Below are 19,374 nucleotides of genomic sequence, written 5' to 3'. Positions count from 1 at the left end.
GCGAATAGGAGGCTGACGTCAGCCCGGCTTCTGCAAATTCGCATGCGGGCGGCCGAAATCCGGCGCGGCGGAATCCTGGCCGGTCTCGACGATGCCGCGGCGGATGGCGCGGGTGCGGGTGAAGTGGTCGAACAGCGCCTCGCCGTCGCCGCGGCGGATCGCGCGGGTCAGCTTGGAGAGATCCTCGTTGAAGGTGCCGAGCATCTCCAGCACGGCTTCCTTGTTGGCGAGGAACACGTCGCGCCACATCGTCGGATCGGAGGCCGCGATGCGGGTGAAGTCGCGGAAGCCGCCGGCGGAGAATTTGATCACCTCGGACTCCGTCACCTGCGCCAGCTCGTCGGCGGTGCCGACGATGGTGTAGGCGATCAGATGCGGCAGATGGCTGGTGATCGCGAGCACGAGGTCATGATGATCCGGCGTCATGATCTCGACCTTCGCGCCGAGCGCGGCCCAGAACGCGCGCAGCCGGTCGGTGGCGGCGGGATCGGTGCCTTCGGGCGGCGTCAGAATGCACCAGCGGTTGATGAACAGCTCGGCGAAGCCGGAGTCGGGGCCGGAGTGCTCGGTCCCGGCCACCGGATGCGCCGGCACGAAATGCACGCCGTCAGGCAGATGCGGCGCCATGTCCTTGACCACCGCGCCCTTCACCGAACCGACGTCGGAGATAATCGCACCACGCTTCAGATGCGCAGCGATCTCGGCCGTGACCGGGCCGCAGGCGCCGACCGGGATGCAGAGGATGACGAGATCGGCATCCTGCACCGCCTCGGCATTGGTGGCGACCACCTTGTCGACGATGCCGAGCTCGGCGACGCGCGCGCGCGTCTTCTCCGAGCGCGCGGTGGTGACGATCTCGCCGACCAGGCCCTGCGCGCGGGCGCCGCGCGCGATCGAGCCGCCGATCAGGCCGAAGCCGATCAGCGCGACGCGGTTGAAAATCGGAGGCGTGCTCACGTCCACCATCACTTTCCGGCCAGGAAGTCGCGTAGCCCCTCGACCACGAGGCGGTTGGCTTCTTCGGTGCCGATGGTCATGCGCAGCGCATGCGGCAGCTGGTAATTCTTCAGCGCGCGCAGCACGAGGCCGCGCCGGGTCAGATAGGCGTCGGCCTCGTCCGCCGTCCTACCCTTGTCGGTCGGGAAGTGGATCAGCACGAAGTTGGCGACGCTCGGCGTCACCTTCAGGCCGAGCTTGCCGATCTCCTCGGTCAGCCAGTTGCGCCACTGCTCGGTGTGCGCCTTCGACATCTGCACATGCGCGGTGTCCTCGATCGCCGCCACCGCCGCCAGCATCGCCGGCGTCGTGACGTTAAAGGGACCGCGGATGCGGTTGCAGGCATCGACGATATGTGCCGGCCCGAACATCCAGCCGACGCGCAGCGCGGCGAGGCCGTGGATCTTCGAGAAGGTGTGGGTGACGACGGTGTTTTCCGTGGTTGCGACCAGCTCGATGCCGAGCTCATAGTCGTTGCGCGAGACATAATCGGCATAGGCGGCGTCGAGCACCAGCAACACATGCGGCGGCAATGCGCCACGCAGCCGCTTGACCTCGTCGAACGGGACATAGGTGCCGGTCGGGTTGTTCGGGTTGGCGAGCCACACCAGCTTGGTCTTCGGCGTCACCACCTTGAGGATGGCATCGACATCGGCGGTGTAGTTGGTCTCGGCGGCGATCACGTTCCTGGCGCCGTTCGCCATCGTGGCGATCGGGTAGACCAGGAAGCCGTGGGTGGTCGAGATCGCTTCGTCGCCGGGCGCGAGATAGGTGTGCGCGAGCAAGTTGAGGATCTCGTCGGAGCCGGCGCCGCAGATGATGCGGTCGGGATCGAGGCCGTAGGCGCGGCCGATCGCTTCGCGCAACACGCGCGAGGTGCCTTCCGGATAATCCGCGAGATGGTCGGCCGCCGCCTTGTAGGCCGCGATCGCCTTCGGCGACGGGCCGAATGGCGTCTCGTTGGCCGACAGCTTGAACACCTTGCGGCCCGGTTCCGGCGTCGGGGTCTTGCCGGGCGTGTAGGGCGCAATATCGAGAATGCCGGGGTTCGGCACGGGGCGGGACATCATCAACTCCTAGAGCGTTTTCCAGCGAAGTGGATACCGGTTCGCCGCAAGAAAACGCGTCAAAACAAGAATCTGGTCGGGCCTAGCCTTTGGCCGTCCCGTTAGAAGGCACCGTATAGCGCGTTGCGTGGCTGCCGACGAGGGCCGACGAGCGGACCGAGGCGCCGGCCTTGATCAGGGCCGTCTTGATGGTCTCGAAGCCCGGCTCGGTGACCGAGATCAGGAGCGCCGCGCCGTCGAAGGCGGTGTCGGGCACGGCGACGATCTCGGCGAGCGGCGCCACCGCGCGGGCGACGTCGGCGGTCCAGCCGGAGACGCGCACGCTCCAGGTCTGGACTTCGGTGACCATGGCATCGTCGGCGACCCGCGAGATCACGAACACCGGCAGCGCGGCCGGATGATCGGCGCGCTCGAGAAACGGCAGCCGCGCGATGATCTTCGGCGCGCCGTCGGCTTCGAGCGCATTCCACCACGGCGTGCGGCTCGCGATCGCAGAGACCAGCGCGAGGTCGCCCTTGGAGGCGGCCACCGCCTCGACCGCGGCCTGGGCGCTGAAGTGCGCAACGTAAGGCACCACGAAGCCGAAGTGGAAGCGCGCGGAGTCGCGCATCGCCGACTCGCCGACGGATATGTCGGCATGCACCGCGAAGGGCGCCTGCACGTAGGTGAAGGTCGAGATGATGACGCGCCAGATGCTCTCGATGGTGTCGAGCGGCAGGATGCCGCGATGCCGCTGCACCAGTTCGCGCATCATGCTGGCCTCGCGCGCCGGACGGAACGCGGAGCCGACCTCCTGGGTCTTCTTGACCTGGATCAGGCGGTCGATGATGTCGCCGCGCGCCATCAACAAGCGGTGAACCTGCTCGTCGATCGCGTCGATCTCCTTGCGCAGATCGGCCAGCGATGGCGGCGACGGGGGTGGGTTGGACATTGCGAAAACCTTGGCGACAAACCGTGTTGGTCCGGGTGGTCGGACGCGGCCCCCGACAGGTCCCTGATTAGGAAAGACGGCCGCCGAAAGCAAAGAGAAACCTCGCAGGCGAGCCTTCCGCGAAGGGTTAACCACGCGCCTCGCGGACCGGCTGTCTTGACGAGGGGGGACCTGAGGACTAGTTTCCAACCGTCCCGTGGTCATTTGAGCCGGCCGGCTTGCAGCCACGTTAAACAACTCGCTAAACAGGCCGGGGACAGATCGCTCCCGGCCGAACCTATCGTTCAGGCCGGGTTTTTTATGGCCGGATTTCTGTCCAAGGCCTCCCACGCGGAGGCGAGGTCGCCTAGATGAGCAACGTGCGTCCGATAACCAGCCAACCGGTCCCGAGCGACGATCGCGCCCATGAGGCCGATCACCCGACGTCATTGGTGGCGAAGTTCGGCATGGACCAGCCGCTCAAGCTCGATTGCGGCGTCGATCTCGCGCCGTTCCAGATCGCCTACCAGACTTATGGCACGCTCAACGCCGAGCGCTCCAACGCCATCCTGATCTGCCACGCGCTGACCGGCGATCAGCACGTCAACAACATTCATCCCGTCACCGGCAAGCCGGGCTGGTGGGACACGATGGTCGGCGCGGGGAAGCCGCTCGATCCCGACAACTACTTCATCATCTGCTCCAACGTGATCGGCGGCTGCATGGGCTCGACCGGGCCGGCCTCGCACAATCCGGCGACCGGGAAGGTGTGGGGGCTCGATTTTCCCGTCATCACCATTCCCGACATGGTGCGCGCGCAGGCGATGCTGATCGATCGCCTCGGCATTGACACCTTGTTCTGCGTTGCCGGCGGCTCGATGGGCGGCATGCAGGTGCTGCAATGGACCGCGGCCTATCCGGAGCGGGTGTTCTGCGCGCTGCCGATCGCCTGTGCGACGCGTCATTCGGCGCAGAACATCGCGTTTCACGAGCTCGGCCGCCAAGCCGTGATGGCCGATCCGGACTGGCGAGGCGGCCGCTATGTCGACGAGCATACCCATCCGCATCGCGGGCTCGCCGTGGCCCGCATGGCCGCGCACATCACCTACCTGTCGGACGCAGCGCTGCATCGCAAGTTCGGGCGCCGGATGCAGGATCGCGAGCTGCCGACCTTCTCGTTCGACGCGGATTTCCAGGTCGAGAGCTATCTGCGCTATCAGGGCTCGTCGTTCGTCGAGCGCTTCGATGCCAATTCCTATCTCTACCTGACCCGCGCGATGGACTATTTCGACATCGCCGCCGACCACAACGGCGCGCTGGCGAAGGCGTTCACCGGCATCAAGACGCGGTTCTGCGTGGTGTCGTTCACCAGCGACTGGCTGTTTCCGACTTCGGAGTCGCGCGCGCTGGTGCATGCGCTGAACGCGTCGAGCGCGCGGGTGTCGTTTGCCGAGATCGAGACCGATCGCGGCCACGACGCCTTCCTGCTCGACGTGCCGGAATTCTTCGAGATCTCCCGCGCGTTCCTGCAGGCCGCGGGCAAGGCGCGCGGCCTCGCCAGCGGTGAGGGCCAGTCATGAGCATGCAGCAGACACTGCCCTTGCCGGGCGTCACGCCGGAGCGGACCGGCGGCCATCGCACCGACCACCTCCTGGTCGCCGACATGGTGCGGCCTGGCTCGCGCGTGCTCGATGTCGGCTGCGGCGACGGCGAATTGCTGCAGCTGCTGGAAAGCCGCGGCATCGACGGCCGCGGCATCGAGCTGTCGCGCGAGGGCGTCAACCGCTGCGTCGCCAAGGGGCTGGCGGTGGTGCAGGGCGATGCCGATACCGACCTCGTCAACTACCCTGACGACGCCTTCGACTACGTGATCCTGTCGCAGACGCTGCAGGCGACGCGGCAGCCTCGCGTGGTGCTGGAAAACCTGCTGCGCATCGGCCAGCGCGCCATCGTCTCGTTCCCGAATTTCGGCTTCTGGAAGATGCGGCTGCAGCTCCTGGTCGGCGGCCACATGCCGCGTACCGAGAATCTGCCGGCGACCTGGTACGACACCGCCAACATCCATTTCTGCACCATCAAGGATTTCGTGCAGCTCTGCGACGAGATCAACGTCAAGATGGAGCGTGCGGTGGCGCTCGATCTCTATGGCCGCCCGGTGCCGCTCAATCTGCCCTGGTGGGTTTGGAACATGTTCGGCGAGCAGGGCGTGTTTTTGCTGAGCCGGGGCGGCGGGAAGTGAGAGCCGCGGGATAAATCACGTTCATCATTCCGGGGCGATGCGCAGCATCGAGCCCGGAATCCATTCACCCACGGAACCTGCGGCTCGATGGATTCCGCTCTCGCTTCGCGAGCCCCGGAATGACGGTGGCTCACACCGGCGCCGCCACCAGCGACCTCGGATCGCGCACCGGCCAGCGGCCGGCCTCGACCAGCGCGATGAAGCGCTCCACCATCCCGTTGAACAGCGCCGGCTCCTCGAGGTTGAGCACGTGTCCGGACTTCGGGAAGAACGCCAGCCCTGCGGCCGGCAGATGCTGTTTCAGGAATAGGCTCGGCGCGATGCAATTGTCGTCCTCGTCGCCGCACAGGATCAGCGCCGGCGTCGGCACGCGGCGGATCGCCTCCGTCATGGTGTAAATCGAGGGCCGGCCGCCCTGAAAACTGCGCATCGTGTTGGCCGAGCCCTTGGCGTCGTGACGCGCCAGCGCGGCGTAGAAATCGGCATGGCCGCGCGGATCCTTCAGCAGGAAGGGAATCCGGCTCGGCGCCTCGCGTGTCAACTTCGCGACTTCGATCGAGCCGATCGCTTCATATTGCTCGGCATTGGCGCGGCACTGCGCGCGGAAGGCGTCGAGATTCTCGAGGCTGGAACCGGAGCCGACGGCGGCGAGCGTCATCGACAGCGCGCGTTCCGGCGCGTTCAGGGCGACCTGCAGCGACGAATAGGAGCCCATCGAGAGCCCGACGAAGTGCGCCCTCTTGATATCGAGGTGATCGAGCACGGCGAGCGCATCGGTGTAGAAGTGCTTGTAAGTGTAGACCTCGGCACTCGGCGGCACGTCCGACGGCGTGTAGCCGCGCGCCGAATAGGCGATGCAGCGGTGACCGCGCGAGAAGTAGCGCAACTGCGGCTCCCAGTTGGTGTGGTCAGCCGCGAATTCGTGCAGGAAGATGATCGGAGTGCCGCTGCCGGCCTCTTCGAAATAGAGGCGGACATTATCTTTCGCCGTGGCGTGGGGCATTGAACATTCCTCTCGTGGGCCGCGCTCAGATTTGCAGTTAATTTTCCGGGCTGCAATGCGGCAGCACCGGTTATTTTTGGCCACCAGATCTGCGCGGAATGACCCCGAAATCGTTCCCGCAACGCCGCATGAAATCTTCCTCTCGCCACATCCCGACTTTCAAAACCGCCGCCGCGTTCCGCTGGAACGCGATGGGGATCGGGGGGTCTATAGAGGATCAAGTCAGGAATGGTTCAGTTGCTTGCGTATCGCCGGTCGCTTCGTGTGTTGGCGCTGGCTCTGTGTTCGCTCTCTCTCGCCGTCATCTCCGCCGCTCCGGCGTCTGCCCGTCCCCGCCACTCGCATCACGCGCATTCTGCTCATGGCGGCACTCACGCGCGGCATTACGCGCATCATCACACGCGACATGCAGCGCGGCTGTCGCGCGCCGAGCGCAGGGCGGCACGAATGCAGTCCGACGATCTCGCCGAGGCCAACGCGCCCTTCACATCGCAGGCGGGCGTCGTGTCTCGGGCGGACGTCGTGCCGAACACCGGCGGGGTGACGTTCGAAAAGAGCTACAGCACCGCGAGCAGTTTCGGCTCGTCCAACCTCGTGATGGAGGCGCGGCGCTATCTCGGCGGCAACCCGACCGACCGCCGCAGCCTGTGGTGCGCGCGCTTCATGAACATGGTGCTGCAGCATACCGGCCATCGCGGCACCGGCTCCGACATGGCGAACTCGTTCGCCAAATATGGCCGTCGCATCTCCGGCCCGCAGGTCGGCGCCATTGCTGTGATGAGCCGCCGCGGCGGCGGCCATGTCGGCATCATCACCGGCATCGATGCCAAGGGCAATCCGATCATGATCTCGGGCAACAACGGCAATCGCGTCCGCGAGGCGCCGGTGTCGCGCGGCCGTATCTACGCCTACGTGATGCCGTCGAACTGAGGCGTCACTGCCAGACGTGTAGGGTGGGCACGGCGCAAGCGCGCCATTGCCCACCCTACGAGGCTACGACGCAGCGGCGATCGTGTCGCCCAGGGCGGCGCCGCCGTCGCTGATGATCTCGGCATAGATGCCGCATTCGTTGTGGCCGAACTGCTGCAGCAGCGTCTGCGGTACCTTGAGGTCGCGGACGCCGGTGTCGGGATCGACATTGACCGCCGCGCAGCGGGTGATGCGCTTCACCACCTGCGCCCGCGCGCTGCCGATCGTAATCGTCCGGTCGAGCAGGCCGGCCTCATGCCAGGCCGGCCAGCCCTCGACATAGAGGTTGGCGCGGAAGCGCAGCGGATGGACCGGCGCCTGCACCATGCTCTCGATGGCGCGCAGGCTGGCGAGGTTGATGATCGAGACCACCTTGCGGGGGACGTCGGAGAAGCTGTGCCCGGGGCTCACCAGCACCTTGGGCGGTCCTTTGATCTGGTCCGGATGGCGATCGGCGAAATAACGCTCGATCGCAGCGCGACCCTCAGCGGTCTCGAGATCGCCCTGCGCCAGCATCGCGCCGTCCCGGTGCAGCGTCAGTACGTGACTGTCGTCGTCGAAATGGGCGCGCAGCGGCGCCAGCCATTCGTCCCGCTGCAGCATCAGGAAATGCGGCTTGGCCAGCCATGTCGGCGCCGCCGGATCGAAGCCGCTTGGGCCGTTCTCGATTGCATAGCGGCGGTCGGCGCGGAGCGTCTCGCCGGTCTTGAGATCGGCGCGCGGCAGCGACTCGGGCGTAAGGCCCTTAACAGGATAGCGGTAGATGCCGGTGATCCGGGCGGAGGGATTCGTCTGTTCCATCGGCTCGCTCTAGCTTGTTTGGCGGGCGAGGAGAACCGCCGCTGGCGGAACGGCAGCTAGTCGGCGCGGGCAGCGCCCGGCGTGTCCAGCACGCGCTGCATGAACACCAGATCGAGCCAGCGGCCGAACTTGCGTCCGACCTCCGGCATCCGTGCGACCTCGACAAAGCCTGCCTGCGCATGTAGCCGCAGCGAGGCGGGATTGCCGCCGTCGATGCCGGCGATCATGACGTGCTTGCCCAGCGCCCGCGCAGCGGTCATCAGTTCGTCGACGATGGTGCGGCCAAGCCCGCGGCCGCGATGATCGGCATGGATGTAGACGCTGTGCTCGACGCTGTAGCGATAGCCCGGGAACGCCCGGAAATCGCCGAACGTGCCATAGCCGAGCACCGCCGGACCTTCGGCGGCGATGAGCACCGGATAGCCCAGCGCCTGCCGCGCTTTCATCCAGGCGAGCCGCTCGGCCTCGGAATCCTGCTTCTCTGTCCAGATCGCGTTCGAGTTGACGACCGCCTCATTGAAGATCGCGGTAATCGCAGGAATGTCCTGCTCGGTAGCGGGGCGGATGATCATGGACGGTTCCCTGGCAAAGTCTCTTGAATAGGATGGATCGTCCATTATATAAGACGGCATGTCAATTATAGAAGACAGTGCCGACGCGGCCCTCGGGCGGCGCGTGCGCGCCGAGCGGGAGGGCCGGGGCTGGTCGTTGGCGGAACTCGCCGGCCGGGCCGGCGTGTCGAAGGCCATGCTCAGCAAGATCGAGCGGGCCGAGGCAAGCCCGACGGCGGCGACGCTGTCGCGGATTGCCACGGCCTACGGCCTGACCATGGCCGCCCTGTTCGAGGTGGCGGCGACCGAGACGTCCCGCCTGCAGCGGGCCAAGGATCAGCCGGTCTGGCGCGATCCGAAGGCGGCCTATCTGCGGCGGCAGGTGTTTTTGCATCCCGCCAATCCGCTGGAGCTGGTGGAGATCGAGCTGCCTGCGAAGCAGGAGGCCGGCTTTCCGGCCAGCGCCTATCATCTGATCCGCCAGGTGATTTGGGTCATCGATGGCCGCCTCACCCTGATGGAGGGGACGCTGCGTCACGACCTCGCCGCGGGCGACCGCGTCGAGCTCGGCCCGCCGTCGGACGTCGTCTTCCGCAATGAGACCGCTCAGCCCTGCCGCTACCTTGTCGCCATCGTGCGGCGCTGAGCTTCATCGGCAAATCGCAAGTGTGGCTCTTCCGTTTCGGAACCAAGTGCCCACATCTGCGGCAAGCCTGAAAAATGATGGCGACGACCAGAGGCTGGTTGAGGAATGTCAACGCGGCCCGCGGAAACCCAATGAAGATGCCGTTGTCATGCCTGATGGGTGACGACGGCAGGCCGAGGGAAACAAAATGAACGTAGAGAAGTACACCGAGCGCGCGCGCGGATTCATCCAGTCTGCCCAGTCGCTCGCAATGCGTGATGGTCACCAGCAGTTTTCGCCGTTGCACCTGTTGAAGGTGCTGCTGGACGACAGCGAGGGGCTCGCCGGCGGTCTGATCGACCGCGCCGGCGGCAATTCCCGAGCGATCCTCAAAGCAACCGAAGATGCGCTGAACAAGCTGCCGAAAGTGTCGGGCAGCGGTGCCGGACAGGTCTACCTGTCGCCGGAGCTGGCGCGCGCCTTCGATGCGGCTGAGAAGGCTGCCGACAAGGCCGGCGATAGCTTTGTCACCGTCGAGCGCCTCTTGCTCGGGCTTACGCTCGAGAAGAGCAGCGAGGCGGCCAGCATCCTGAGCAAGGGCGGGGTCACCGCGCAGAACCTGAACGCGGCGATCGAAGCGCTGCGCAAGGGCCGCACCGCCGATTCGGCGACCGCGGAAAACGCTTACGACGCGCTGAAGAAATATGCCCGCGACCTGACCCAGGCGGCGCGCGACGGCAAGCTCGATCCGGTGATCGGCCGCGACGAGGAGATCCGCCGCACCATCCAGGTGCTGTCGCGGCGGACCAAGAACAATCCTGTGCTGATCGGCGAGCCCGGCGTCGGCAAGACCGCGATCGTCGAGGGCCTGGCGCTGCGCATCCTCAACGGCGATGTGCCAGAGAGCCTGAAGGACAAGAAGCTGCTCTCGCTCGACATGGGCGCGCTGATCGCCGGCGCGAAATACCGTGGCGAGTTCGAGGAACGGCTGAAGGCCGTGCTGCAGGAGGTCACCGCCGCCGAGGGCGGCATCATCCTGTTCATCGACGAGATGCACACGCTGATCGGCGCCGGCAAGGCGGACGGCGCGATGGACGCGTCCAACCTGTTGAAGCCCGCGCTCGCGCGCGGCGAGCTGCACTGCATCGGCGCGACCACGCTCGACGAGTACCAGAAGCATGTCGAGAAGGATGCCGCGCTGGCGCGGCGGTTCCAGCCGATCTATGTCAGCGAGCCGACGGTCGAGGACACCATCTCCATCCTGCGCGGCCTGAAGGACAAATACGAGCAGCACCACGGCGTGCGCATCGCGGATTCGGCGCTTGTCGCCGCCGCCACGCTGTCGAATCGCTACATCACCGACCGCTTCCTGCCCGACAAGGCCATCGATCTGATGGACGAGGCGGCGGCGCGGCTGAAGATGCAGGTCGATTCCAAGCCGGAGGAGCTGGATTCGCTCGATCGCGACATCATCCGGCTCAAGATCGAGCAGGAGGCGCTGAAGAAGGAGAGCGATGCCGGCTCCAAGAGCCGCCTCGAGAGCCTGGAGAAGGAACTCGCGGATCTCGAGGAGCGGTCGGCGGCGCTGACGGCGCGCTGGAGCGCGGAGAAGAACAAGCTCTCCAACGCCCAGAAGCTGAAGAGCGAGCTCGATGCGCTGCGCGTCGAACTGGCCAATGCGCAGCGCCGCGGCGAATTCCAGAAGGCGGGCGAACTGGCCTATGGCCGGATCCCCGATCTGGAAAAGAAGCTCGCGGACGTCGAGGCACGTGAGAACGGCGGCGAGATGATGGAGGAGGCGGTCACCGCCAACCACATCGCGCAGGTGGTCTCGCGCTGGACCGGTGTGCCGGTCGACAAGATGCTGGAGGGCGAAAAGGACAAGCTGCTGCGGATGGAGGACTCGCTCGCCAGGCGCGTCGTCGGCCAGGCCGAAGCAGTGCGTGCAGTGGCGACCGCGGTGCGCCGTGCCCGTGCCGGCCTGCAGGACCCGAACCGGCCGACCGGCTCGTTCATGTTCTTGGGCCCGACCGGCGTCGGCAAGACCGAGCTCACAAAAGCGCTCGCCGCTGATTTGTTCAACGACGAGACCGCGATGGTCCGTCTCGACATGTCCGAGTTCATGGAGAAGCACTCGGTCTCGCGGCTGATCGGCGCGCCTCCCGGCTATGTCGGCTACGACGAGGGTGGTGCGCTGACCGAAGCAGTACGGCGCCGGCCCTATCAGGTCGTGCTGTTCGACGAGATCGAGAAAGCGCATCCGGATGTCTTCAACGTCCTGTTGCAGGTGCTCGATGACGGCCGCCTGACCGATGGTCAGGGCCGCACCGTCGATTTCCGCAACACGCTGATCATCATGACCTCGAACCTCGGTTCGGAGTTCCTGGTGAATCAGCCCGAGGGCGAGGACACGGGTGCGGTGCGCGATCAGGTGATGGGCGTCGTGCGGGCGCATTTCAGGCCGGAATTCCTGAACCGCATCGACGAGATCATCCTGTTCCACCGCCTGCAGAAGAGCGAGATGGGCCGCATCGTCGAGATCCAGTTCGCGCGGCTGACCAGGCTGCTCGAGGATCGCAAGATCGCGCTCGAGCTCGACGGCAAGGCGCGCGACTGGCTCGCGGAAAAGGGCTGGGATCCGGCTTACGGCGCCCGTCCGTTGAAGCGGGTGATCCAGCGCAGCGTGCAGGATCCGCTGGCCGAGATGATTTTGGCCGGCGAGGTCAAGGACGGCGACCGGGTCAAGATCTCGGAGAAGGGCAACGTGCTGACCTTCAACGGCAAGGTGCCTGCAACCGCCGAGGTCGTCCAGTTCGATGCACCGGTCCCGAGGCGCAAGCTGAACTAAAGCATGATCCGGAAAAGCGCGAAGCGGTTTTCCGAGAGGATCATGCTCAAACGAAGAGGCAAGGCGCGATGACGATTCGATCGAATCTCATCGCGCTTTAAGCATCGGCCTCGCGCCATAGGCGGGGCACGAGCGGGCCGTCATTCCTGCGGAACACTGGGCGGCGCAGGGCCGCCGGGCTCCTCTTCCTCCGCAGCCTCGAGCTCGGACAGGATGTCGACCAGCTCGCGGGCGCGGCCGGTGGCCAGCGGCTTGCCGGCGTTCATCAGCGGCTCGTCGTTGGCCAGCCAAGCCTGTGCCTCGGCAAGTTCCGTCACGGTCGCGCCTGATGCGATGATCCTGGCGATGGTGACGTCATCGGCTTGGCCGACGGCTTTCAGCACGTCCTCGCGGGTCAGGTGGGGCATGGCGCAAATCCCTCGTTGAGCGCAGTCTTCTCCGCCCGCTGCCGATCCCGGCAGCGGGCGAGAGTGCAAGACCTCGGTGCCTCAGCTGTGCGTCGTGAGCCGAGGCGGCTGCTGCGACATCGCCCAGATCTCGATCGCGGCAAGGATCGCCACTGCGGCGCCGATCACCACATGCACGGTCATCGCGGTGGTCCCCTGGAAGCCTACGACCCATGGCGAGACCAAGGCCCAAAGCCCAACGATCAGGTTCAGCCATTCTTCCCAGACCGCGTAGGCGGCAAGGGCGGCGACCGCGAGGATCGCGATGGCGAGGCCGGTCATGTAGGCGTTGGTGGACACCATGCCGGCGTCGAACTTGAACAGCCACGGCGCCAGGAACAAAATCGCGCCGAGGACGAGGTTCGCGACGTCGCACAGCTTTGCGTTCGTCCAATTCGTCGAGTTCATCCAGTTTTCCATGACACCCTCCATTGGAGGTTTCACTGCTAAATCAACTGGATGATTGGTGTTCCGGTTCCCGCTCGATGACGTGAAATTTGATGCAAGGGGCCTGCTGAGAGGGGGCCTCTGCCGACCGGTCAGGGCGCGATCAGCGGTTGCTGACGGAGCGGGTCTGCGGCGTCGCGCTCGACGCATCGGAGACGACGCGCGAGCTGCCGCGGCTGTTCATTTGGGCGTCGATCCCGTCGCGCACCTTCTCGAAGGCTGCCAGCATCGGGCCTTCCAGCGAGCGGCCGCGCGGCAGCTTCACGCGCATCGGATCGACGAAGCGGCCGTTGACCAGGATTTCGTAATGGACGTGCGGGCCGGTGGATTGGCCGGTGGAGCCGACGAAGCCGATCACCTGACCTTGCCGGACCTTCTTGCCGGTCTCCATGCCCTTGGCGAACGCCGACATGTGGCCGTAGGCGGTCTCGTAGCCGTTGGCGTGCTTGATGCGGATATATTTGCCGTAGCCGCCTTCGTAGCCGACCTTCTCGATCATGCCGTTGCCGGAGGCGAAGATCGGCGTGCCGTAGGCGGTCGCCCAGTCGACGCCGGTGTGCATCTTCACATAGCCGAGGATCGGGTGGCGGCGGCCGCCGAAGCCGGAGCGCATGATCGCGTTGTTGACGGGCTTGCGGACCAGGAATTTCTTCGCGCTCTTGCCGGTCTCGTCATAGTAGTCGACGATGCCGTCGTCGGAACTCTGGAAGCGGTAGTATTTCTTGGTCTCGCCGCCCACGGTCAGCGCGGCGTAGAGCACTTCGGTCTTTTCCGTGCTCGTCGCGCCCTCGTCCTCGCCGGCATAGTAGACGTCGAAGGAATCGCCGGGCTGCACCTTGCGCTGGAAGTCGACGTCGTAGGAATAGATCTTGACCATATCCTCGATCACGGTCGGCGGCACCTTGTTGCGCATCGCGGTCTCGTAAATGCTCTGGTAGAGCCGCACGCCGCTGCCGTCATCCTCGTCGTCGTCATCCTTGGAATTATCCGCGGTGTCGGTGACGGTGTTCATGCTCTGCACGTCGACGGCGACATACTTGCCCATGTCGGACAGCGCGGCGACCGCTTCGATGACGGATTCGTTGGCGACCACCACGCGATAGGGCTGCAGCCTGACGCCCGGTCCGGGCGCGGCCGGCGCCATCAGGATCCGTACCTTCTGGCCTTCCTTGAGGCCGCCGTCGCGGCCGCGCGGGCCGAGCATCGCGGCGATCGCCCTGGCCTCGTCGGGCGTCGCGCCCTGGTCGCGCAGGATCGAGGTGATGGTGTCGCCTTTCCTGACGATGTGCACGCGCTCGCCGACCGGGTTGCCGCCGGTGACCTGCTCCTTGGTCTTCGGCAGCAGGGTGACGTTCTCCGGCACCACGCGGGTCTCGAAGCCCGCATAGGGATCGGAGACGTTGCCCTCGGCGGCATAGGCCATCTTGATGTCGCCGGCGGCGCCGGTCGCATCCGCGGTGGCGTTGGCCAGCGTGTAGCGCACCGAGGCGCCGGAGCCGCGCCAGTTGGCGGCATCGCGCACCCGCATCAGCACGTCGTCGAGCGCGACGACGGCGGCAAGCTTCGCCTTCGGCAGCACGCTTCCCAGATCCTTGGTGACGAAGGAGACCTCGGCGTCCGGCTCGACGGCTTCGGGATTGGCGGTCGGATCCTCGGCGGTCGCCGGCGTGTCGGAGCCGACATCGGCGAGCAGGCGCTGGGCGTTGAAGGCGGGAATCTTCGCCGACAAATCGCTCGTGGTCATCGAGAGATTGCCGGAGATCCGGATATAGGGCCGCACCCGCATCACGTCGCGATTGCCGACGCGGGTCGCGGTCGAGACGCGGATCACGCTGCGGGAGGCGGACGATTCACTTGGCGGCGGCAGGCGGTCGCCCTTGTGCAGGCTGACGACGCGGTCGTTCGCGCCGAATGCGCCGCGCAGCGCGCCCTCGACGCGCTCCGGCACTTTGGCAAACGTCATCTCGCCGTCGAGCGACGCAAATACGGCGCCGCCGATCAGGGCCGCGCCGCACAGGCCGGTGAGGATGGTGCCGCTGAACCATTGAACGGAGACACGGCGGCGGTCGATCACCGCGGCCTCGGTGCCGTCGACCGAAAGCGGCGGCTCGTGACCGAGATCGATCATCCCGGTCTCGCGTCCGTAACCGCTGCCGCGTGACGCCCGTTGGCTCAAGCCTGTATCCCCCCAAATTCCATCAACACCGCTCGACCTTTGCTCGTCCTGTCCCCACCGTCATCCTCTTGCAAGAGGAATACGGCAGTCTGGCGAGCCATACACGTCGAAGTCCGGGAGACGATGGGCCATTGGCGCGGCCGCGATCTCGAACATCGACGGGTGTGTAGATCTCTCGATATTGCTCGGCCGTGAAGGGAAAGAGGCGACGGGTTTGTGGAGAGATCGCCTGTTTTCCCCGATAAACCGCTCAAGCCCCCACTGGTTCGAGCGGTTCAGTGCATACGTATCGCGAGAACGTCGCAGGATTGTGGCTCAAGTGCGGCATTCCAGGTGGAAAAACTTCCTGGACCAGGTCGGGTACGGCCCGGCCCTGGCGGGGCGGCCGGACCCCTTTCGAGGGGCGCTCGAGGGCCTCACAGGGGTCCTGCGCCCCAAACTTTTTTCAAGTTTTTTACCACGCCGGTTGCCGAGCGAATTTTTACCTCCGACCTAAGCCACAGAAAATACGGGCACTTTTCCGCACTGCACAAGCGATTTTGACGTGCGACGATTTGTTGACAATGGGCGTTGACAATTCCGAGGGGCCGGGACTATAAACCAACCACTGAGCGCGGCGCCGCCGGGTCACTGACCAAGGCGAGCGAACGCGCCACTGATGCTCCTCACCTCGCTGAGTGACACAACAGCCGATCCAAATCGGTTGGAGTACATTCATCGTCGCTAAGGGTGTCGGGACCCTTCCTCTCAGGAAGGTTGGGGCCTTCGGTCCCGGGCTGTTTGACAAGTGAAGATGAAGAAAGAGAAACGTGGACGGCGGAGTCCTTGCGTCTCTCGGAATACTCGAAAGCTTCGGCATTTGAGTTCTGAGGGTGGACAAAAGACTTCGGCGGTACACGTTTCAAAGGTTACACCATCGTTGCCAGCGATGTGAATCGCAGGCAGCTCGTCGATTTCGGTCGATGAAGAATGGTGGGACCTCGTCAAACGTTGTGATCAGCCGGTTCAAAGTTCAAGTCCAACTTGAGAGTTTGATCCTGGCTCAGAGCGAACGCTGGCGGCAGGCTTAACACATGCAAGTCGAGCGGGCGTAGCAATACGTCAGCGGCAGACGGGTGAGTAACGCGTGGGAACGTACCTTTTGGTTCGGAACAACTGAGGGAAACTTCAGCTAATACCGGATAAGCCCTTACGGGGAAAGATTTATCGCCGAAAGATCGGCCCGCGTCTGATTAGCTAGTTGGTGAGGTAATGGCTCACCAAGGCGACGATCAGTAGCTGGTCTGAGAGGATGATCAGCCACATTGGGACTGAGACACGGCCCAAACTCCTACGGGAGGCAGCAGTGGGGAATATTGGACAATGGGCGCAAGCCTGATCCAGCCATGCCGCGTGAGTGATGAAGGCCCTAGGGTTGTAAAGCTCTTTTGTGCGGGAAGATAATGACGGTACCGCAAGAATAAGCCCCGGCTAACTTCGTGCCAGCAGCCGCGGTAATACGAAGGGGGCTAGCGTTGCTCGGAATCACTGGGCGTAAAGGGTGCGTAGGCGGGTCTTTAAGTCAGGGGTGAAATCCTGGAGCTCAACTCCAGAACTGCCTTTGATACTGAAGATCTTGAGTTCGGGAGAGGTGAGTGGAACTGCGAGTGTAGAGGTGAAATTCGTAGATATTCGCAAGAACACCAGTGGCGAAGGCGGCTCACTGGCCCGATACTGACGCTGAGGCACGAAAGCGTGGGGAGCAAACAGGATTAGATACCCTGGTAGTCCACGCCGTAAACGATGAATGCCAGCCGTTAGTGGGTTTACTCACTAGTGGCGCAGCTAACGCTTTAAGCATTCCGCCTGGGGAGTACGGTCGCAAGATTAAAACTCAAAGGAATTGACGGGGGCCCGCACAAGCGGTGGAGCATGTGGTTTAATTCGACGCAACGCGCAGAACCTTACCAGCCCTTGACATCCCGGTCGCGGACTCCAGAGACGGAGTTCTTCAGTTCGGCTGGACCGGAGACAGGTGCTGCATGGCTGTCGTCAGCTCGTGTCGTGAGATGTTGGGTTAAGTCCCGCAACGAGCGCAACCCCCGTCCTTAGTTGCTACCATTTAGTTGAGCACTCTAAGGAGACTGCCGGTGATAAGCCGCGAGGAAGGTGGGGATGACGTCAAGTCCTCATGGCCCTTACGGGCTGGGCTACACACGTGCTACAATGGCGGTGACAATGGGATGCTAAGGGGCGACCCTTCGCAAATCTCAAAAAGCCGTCTCAGTTCGGATTGGGCTCTGCAACTCGAGCCCATGAAGTTGGAATCGCTAGTAATCGTGGATCAGCACGCCACGGTGAATACGTTCCCGGGCCTTGTACACACCGCCCGTCACACCATGGGAGTTGGTTTTACCTGAAGACGGTGCGCTAACCGAAAGGGGGCAGCCGGCCACGGTAGGGTCAGCGACTGGGGTGAAGTCGTAACAAGGTAGCCGTAGGGGAACCTGCGGCTGGATCACCTCCTTTCTAAGGATGATCCTTCAGCTAGCTTCGGCTAACTATCGGATCGTTTTAGAAACATTCAGGGGCCATCGATCGCCAGATCGTTGAGCTCCATTGGCGGGACCTCGCCGTCTACGTTTCTCTTTCTTCGCGGACGAACACGCGCCAGGGGCTGCGCGCTGTGCGATGCGCCGGCTTGAGGCCGGTTGCGCGCTGGCGAGCTCCGACATCTCGCGAGAGATGAGCGTTAGGGGCTTGTAGCTCAGTTGGTTAGAGCGCGCGCTTGATAAGCGTGAGGTCGGAAGTTCAAGTCTTCCCAGGCCCACCACTTTGATCGAGTGCGGAGCATTCGTCTTCTGGCTACGGGGCCATAGCTCAGCTGGGAGAGCGCGTGCTTTGCAAGCATGAGGTCGTCGGTTCGATCCCGTCTGGCTCCACCAGCCTTCGCAGGCCTTGCCTGCTTCGGCTCGGCAAGCCAGTCGGTAGCGAAGGCTGTCGCGTCGAAGCTCGATAGAGCGAAGACGGGCTGATCGCCACGACGCCGTAACCAAAACCGTCCGCGAAACATCACTTCGCATTGCGTGATCCTCACCAGGATCTGCACTGCGTGTTTTCTGACATCGTAAAGAGGAGATCGATCCGAGTTTGGATCAAGCGAAGCAATTCGCCTGAGCCATTCATTATCTCCGGATCATTTCGGCGCTCGCTTCAGTCGTGAGATTGAACGCGGGTTGTAAATGATCCTTTCAGCGAAGCTTGACCGCCTCGCTGTCGGGCCGATCTTACGAAGCAAGCTGGTCTTTCTAGTCAATGTCCGGCTGCGACAATCGCATTCATCGAGGATGCGTGCCTTTGATGGCAGTTGCGCAGACAACATTCTGCCGAGTGTGTGGACATTGATAATGAGAGCAATCAAGTGCCTTAAGGGTGTTCGGTGGATGCCTTGGCGCTGAGAGGCGATGAAGGACGTGCTACGCTGCGATAAGCCGTGGGGAGCTGCGAAGAAGCTTTGATCCGCGGATTTCCGAATGGGGAAACCCACCTTCGATAGCCGGAACTCCAAGACCTTGGGTTTTGGGGTTTGACCAGAAATGATCGGGACCATGACCTCTTGAGGTTTTGGATTTCCGGTTATCAAGAGAAGGTATGAGACCTCTGAATAAAATAGGAGGTTTTAAGCAAACCCAGGGAACTGAAACATCTAAGTACCTGGAGGAAAGGACATCAATCGAGACTCCGTTAGTAGTGGCGAGCGAACGCGGACCAGGCCAGTGATACATCAAAGACAATCGGAACCTGTCAGGAAAGCAGGGCCTCAGAGGGTGATAGCCCCGTACGAGTAACGCGATGATGTATCCACGAGTAAGGCGGGACACGTGTAATCCTGTCTGAACACGGGGGGACCACCCTCCAAGCCTAAGTACTCCTCAGCGACCGATAGCGAACCAGTACCGTGAGGGAAAGGTGAAAAGCACCCCGACGAGGGGAGTGAAATAGACCTGAAACCGGACACCTACAAACAGACGGAGCCCAAGATACGTTCTGGGTGACGTCGTACCTTTTGTATTATGGGCCAGCGACTTAATTTAACGAGCAAGCTTAAGCCGATAGGCGAAGGCGCAGCGAAAGCGAGTCTGAACAGGGCGCTAAGTTCGTTGTATTAGACCCGAAACCTAGTGATCTAGCCATGAGCAGGTTGAAGGTGAGGTAACACTCACTGGAGGACCGAACGGGTGCCTGTTGAAAAAGGCTCCGATGACTTGTGGTTAGGGGTGAAAGGCCAATCAAACTGGGAAATAGCTGGTTCTCCGC

General features: G+C 63.6%; 14 protein-coding genes, 2 tRNA genes, 2 rRNA genes and 1 riboswitch (1 of these 19 cut by a window edge). Of the genes, 9 read left to right on the top strand and 9 right to left on the bottom strand.

Features of this window, described 5'->3' with window-relative positions; translation table 11 throughout:
* Positions 1–18: 18 nt before the first annotated feature.
* From J6500_RS23600 to J6500_RS23590, 3 genes are all read right to left on the bottom strand, one after another.
* Complete coding sequence (locus J6500_RS23600; protein WP_225715089.1) at positions 19–957, bottom strand: prephenate/arogenate dehydrogenase family protein; 939 nt, start codon at positions 955–957, stop codon at positions 19–21.
* 8 nt (positions 958–965) lie between these two features.
* The gene (gene hisC, locus J6500_RS23595) at positions 966–2,063 is read right to left on the bottom strand and encodes a histidinol-phosphate transaminase (protein WP_225715088.1); all 1,098 of its coding nucleotides are present in this window, start codon (positions 2,061–2,063) and stop codon (positions 966–968) included.
* Positions 2,064–2,145: 82 nt separating this feature from the next.
* Positions 2,146–2,994: a chorismate mutase gene (locus J6500_RS23590; RefSeq protein WP_225715087.1), complete on the bottom strand. Its 849-nt coding sequence runs from the start codon at positions 2,992–2,994 to the stop codon at positions 2,146–2,148.
* Between the two features lie 186 nt (positions 2,995–3,180).
* A riboswitch (SAM riboswitch) is annotated at positions 3,181–3,260 on the top strand.
* 84 nt (positions 3,261–3,344) lie between these two features.
* Here J6500_RS23590 and metX point away from each other — a divergent pair.
* On the top strand, positions 3,345–4,553 hold the full coding sequence (metX, locus tag J6500_RS23585) for a homoserine O-acetyltransferase MetX (protein WP_225715086.1): 1,209 nt from the start codon (positions 3,345–3,347) through the stop codon (positions 4,551–4,553).
* Positions 4,550–5,212, top strand: a complete 663-nt coding sequence (gene metW, locus J6500_RS23580; protein WP_225715085.1) for a methionine biosynthesis protein MetW — start codon at positions 4,550–4,552, stop codon at positions 5,210–5,212. The genes metX and metW overlap by 4 nt, the downstream gene beginning before the upstream one ends.
* Positions 5,213–5,342: 130 nt before the next feature.
* Here the strand turns inward: metW and J6500_RS23575 are convergent, their stop codons facing one another.
* Positions 5,343–6,215, bottom strand: a complete 873-nt coding sequence (locus J6500_RS23575) for an alpha/beta fold hydrolase (protein ID WP_225715084.1) — start codon at positions 6,213–6,215, stop codon at positions 5,343–5,345.
* Positions 6,216–6,443: 228 nt separating this feature from the next.
* On the opposite strand from J6500_RS23575, the gene J6500_RS23570 reads away from it, so the two are divergent.
* Positions 6,444–7,145 carry a TIGR02594 family protein gene (locus J6500_RS23570; protein WP_225715083.1) on the top strand — a complete coding sequence of 234 codons (702 nt, stop codon included), beginning with the start codon at positions 6,444–6,446 and terminating at the stop codon, positions 7,143–7,145.
* 63 nt (positions 7,146–7,208) lie between these two features.
* Here the strand turns inward: J6500_RS23570 and J6500_RS23565 are convergent, their stop codons facing one another.
* Positions 7,209–7,985, bottom strand: coding sequence for an MOSC domain-containing protein (locus tag J6500_RS23565; RefSeq protein WP_225715082.1), 777 nt, complete (start codon positions 7,983–7,985; stop codon positions 7,209–7,211).
* 56 nt (positions 7,986–8,041) lie between these two features.
* Positions 8,042–8,557, bottom strand: coding sequence for a GNAT family N-acetyltransferase (locus J6500_RS23560; protein ID WP_225715081.1), 516 nt, complete (start codon positions 8,555–8,557; stop codon positions 8,042–8,044).
* A 58-nt stretch (positions 8,558–8,615) separates the two neighbouring features.
* Between J6500_RS23560 and J6500_RS23555 the strand changes: the two genes are divergently transcribed.
* Together J6500_RS23555 and clpB are read left to right on the top strand one after the other, a co-directional pair.
* Positions 8,616–9,182, top strand: coding sequence for a helix-turn-helix domain-containing protein (locus tag J6500_RS23555; protein ID WP_225715080.1), 567 nt, complete (start codon positions 8,616–8,618; stop codon positions 9,180–9,182).
* A 187-nt stretch (positions 9,183–9,369) separates the two neighbouring features.
* Complete coding sequence (gene clpB, locus J6500_RS23550) at positions 9,370–12,009, top strand: ATP-dependent chaperone ClpB (protein WP_225715079.1); 2,640 nt, start codon at positions 9,370–9,372, stop codon at positions 12,007–12,009.
* 140 nt (positions 12,010–12,149) lie between these two features.
* Here clpB and J6500_RS23545 read toward each other — a convergent pair whose 3' ends face one another.
* The 3 genes from J6500_RS23545 to J6500_RS23535 form a co-directional block, all read right to left on the bottom strand.
* A complete protein-coding gene (locus J6500_RS23545; RefSeq protein WP_225715078.1) occupies positions 12,150–12,416 on the bottom strand; it encodes a hypothetical protein in 267 nt (88 codons plus the stop codon).
* 81 nt (positions 12,417–12,497) lie between these two features.
* The gene (locus J6500_RS23540) at positions 12,498–12,863 is read right to left on the bottom strand and encodes an SPW repeat protein (protein ID WP_225715077.1); all 366 of its coding nucleotides are present in this window, start codon (positions 12,861–12,863) and stop codon (positions 12,498–12,500) included.
* Between the two features lie 142 nt (positions 12,864–13,005).
* Positions 13,006–15,078, bottom strand: coding sequence for a M23 family metallopeptidase (locus tag J6500_RS23535; RefSeq protein WP_376707848.1), 2,073 nt, complete (start codon positions 15,076–15,078; stop codon positions 13,006–13,008).
* Positions 15,079–16,097: 1,019 nt separating this feature from the next.
* Here J6500_RS23535 and J6500_RS23530 point away from each other — a divergent pair.
* The 4 genes from J6500_RS23530 to J6500_RS23515 form a co-directional block, all read left to right on the top strand.
* Positions 16,098–17,586: ribosomal RNA gene (locus tag J6500_RS23530) — 16S ribosomal RNA — on the top strand.
* 227 nt (positions 17,587–17,813) lie between these two features.
* A tRNA-Ile gene (locus J6500_RS23525) sits at positions 17,814–17,890 on the top strand.
* 36 nt (positions 17,891–17,926) lie between these two features.
* Positions 17,927–18,002: transfer RNA gene (locus tag J6500_RS23520), tRNA-Ala, on the top strand.
* Between the two features lie 470 nt (positions 18,003–18,472).
* Positions 18,473–19,374: ribosomal RNA gene (locus J6500_RS23515) — 23S ribosomal RNA — on the top strand (it continues 1,941 nt past the right edge of the window).
* Together the 16S and 23S rRNA genes with 2 tRNA genes alongside form the textbook arrangement of a ribosomal RNA operon.

The sequence above is a fragment of the Bradyrhizobium semiaridum genome (genome assembly GCF_020329505.1).
In the GTDB taxonomy this organism is placed as follows: Bacteria; Pseudomonadota; Alphaproteobacteria; order Rhizobiales; family Xanthobacteraceae; genus Bradyrhizobium; species Bradyrhizobium semiaridum.
This window is presented reverse-complemented; position numbering and strand designations above follow the sequence as displayed.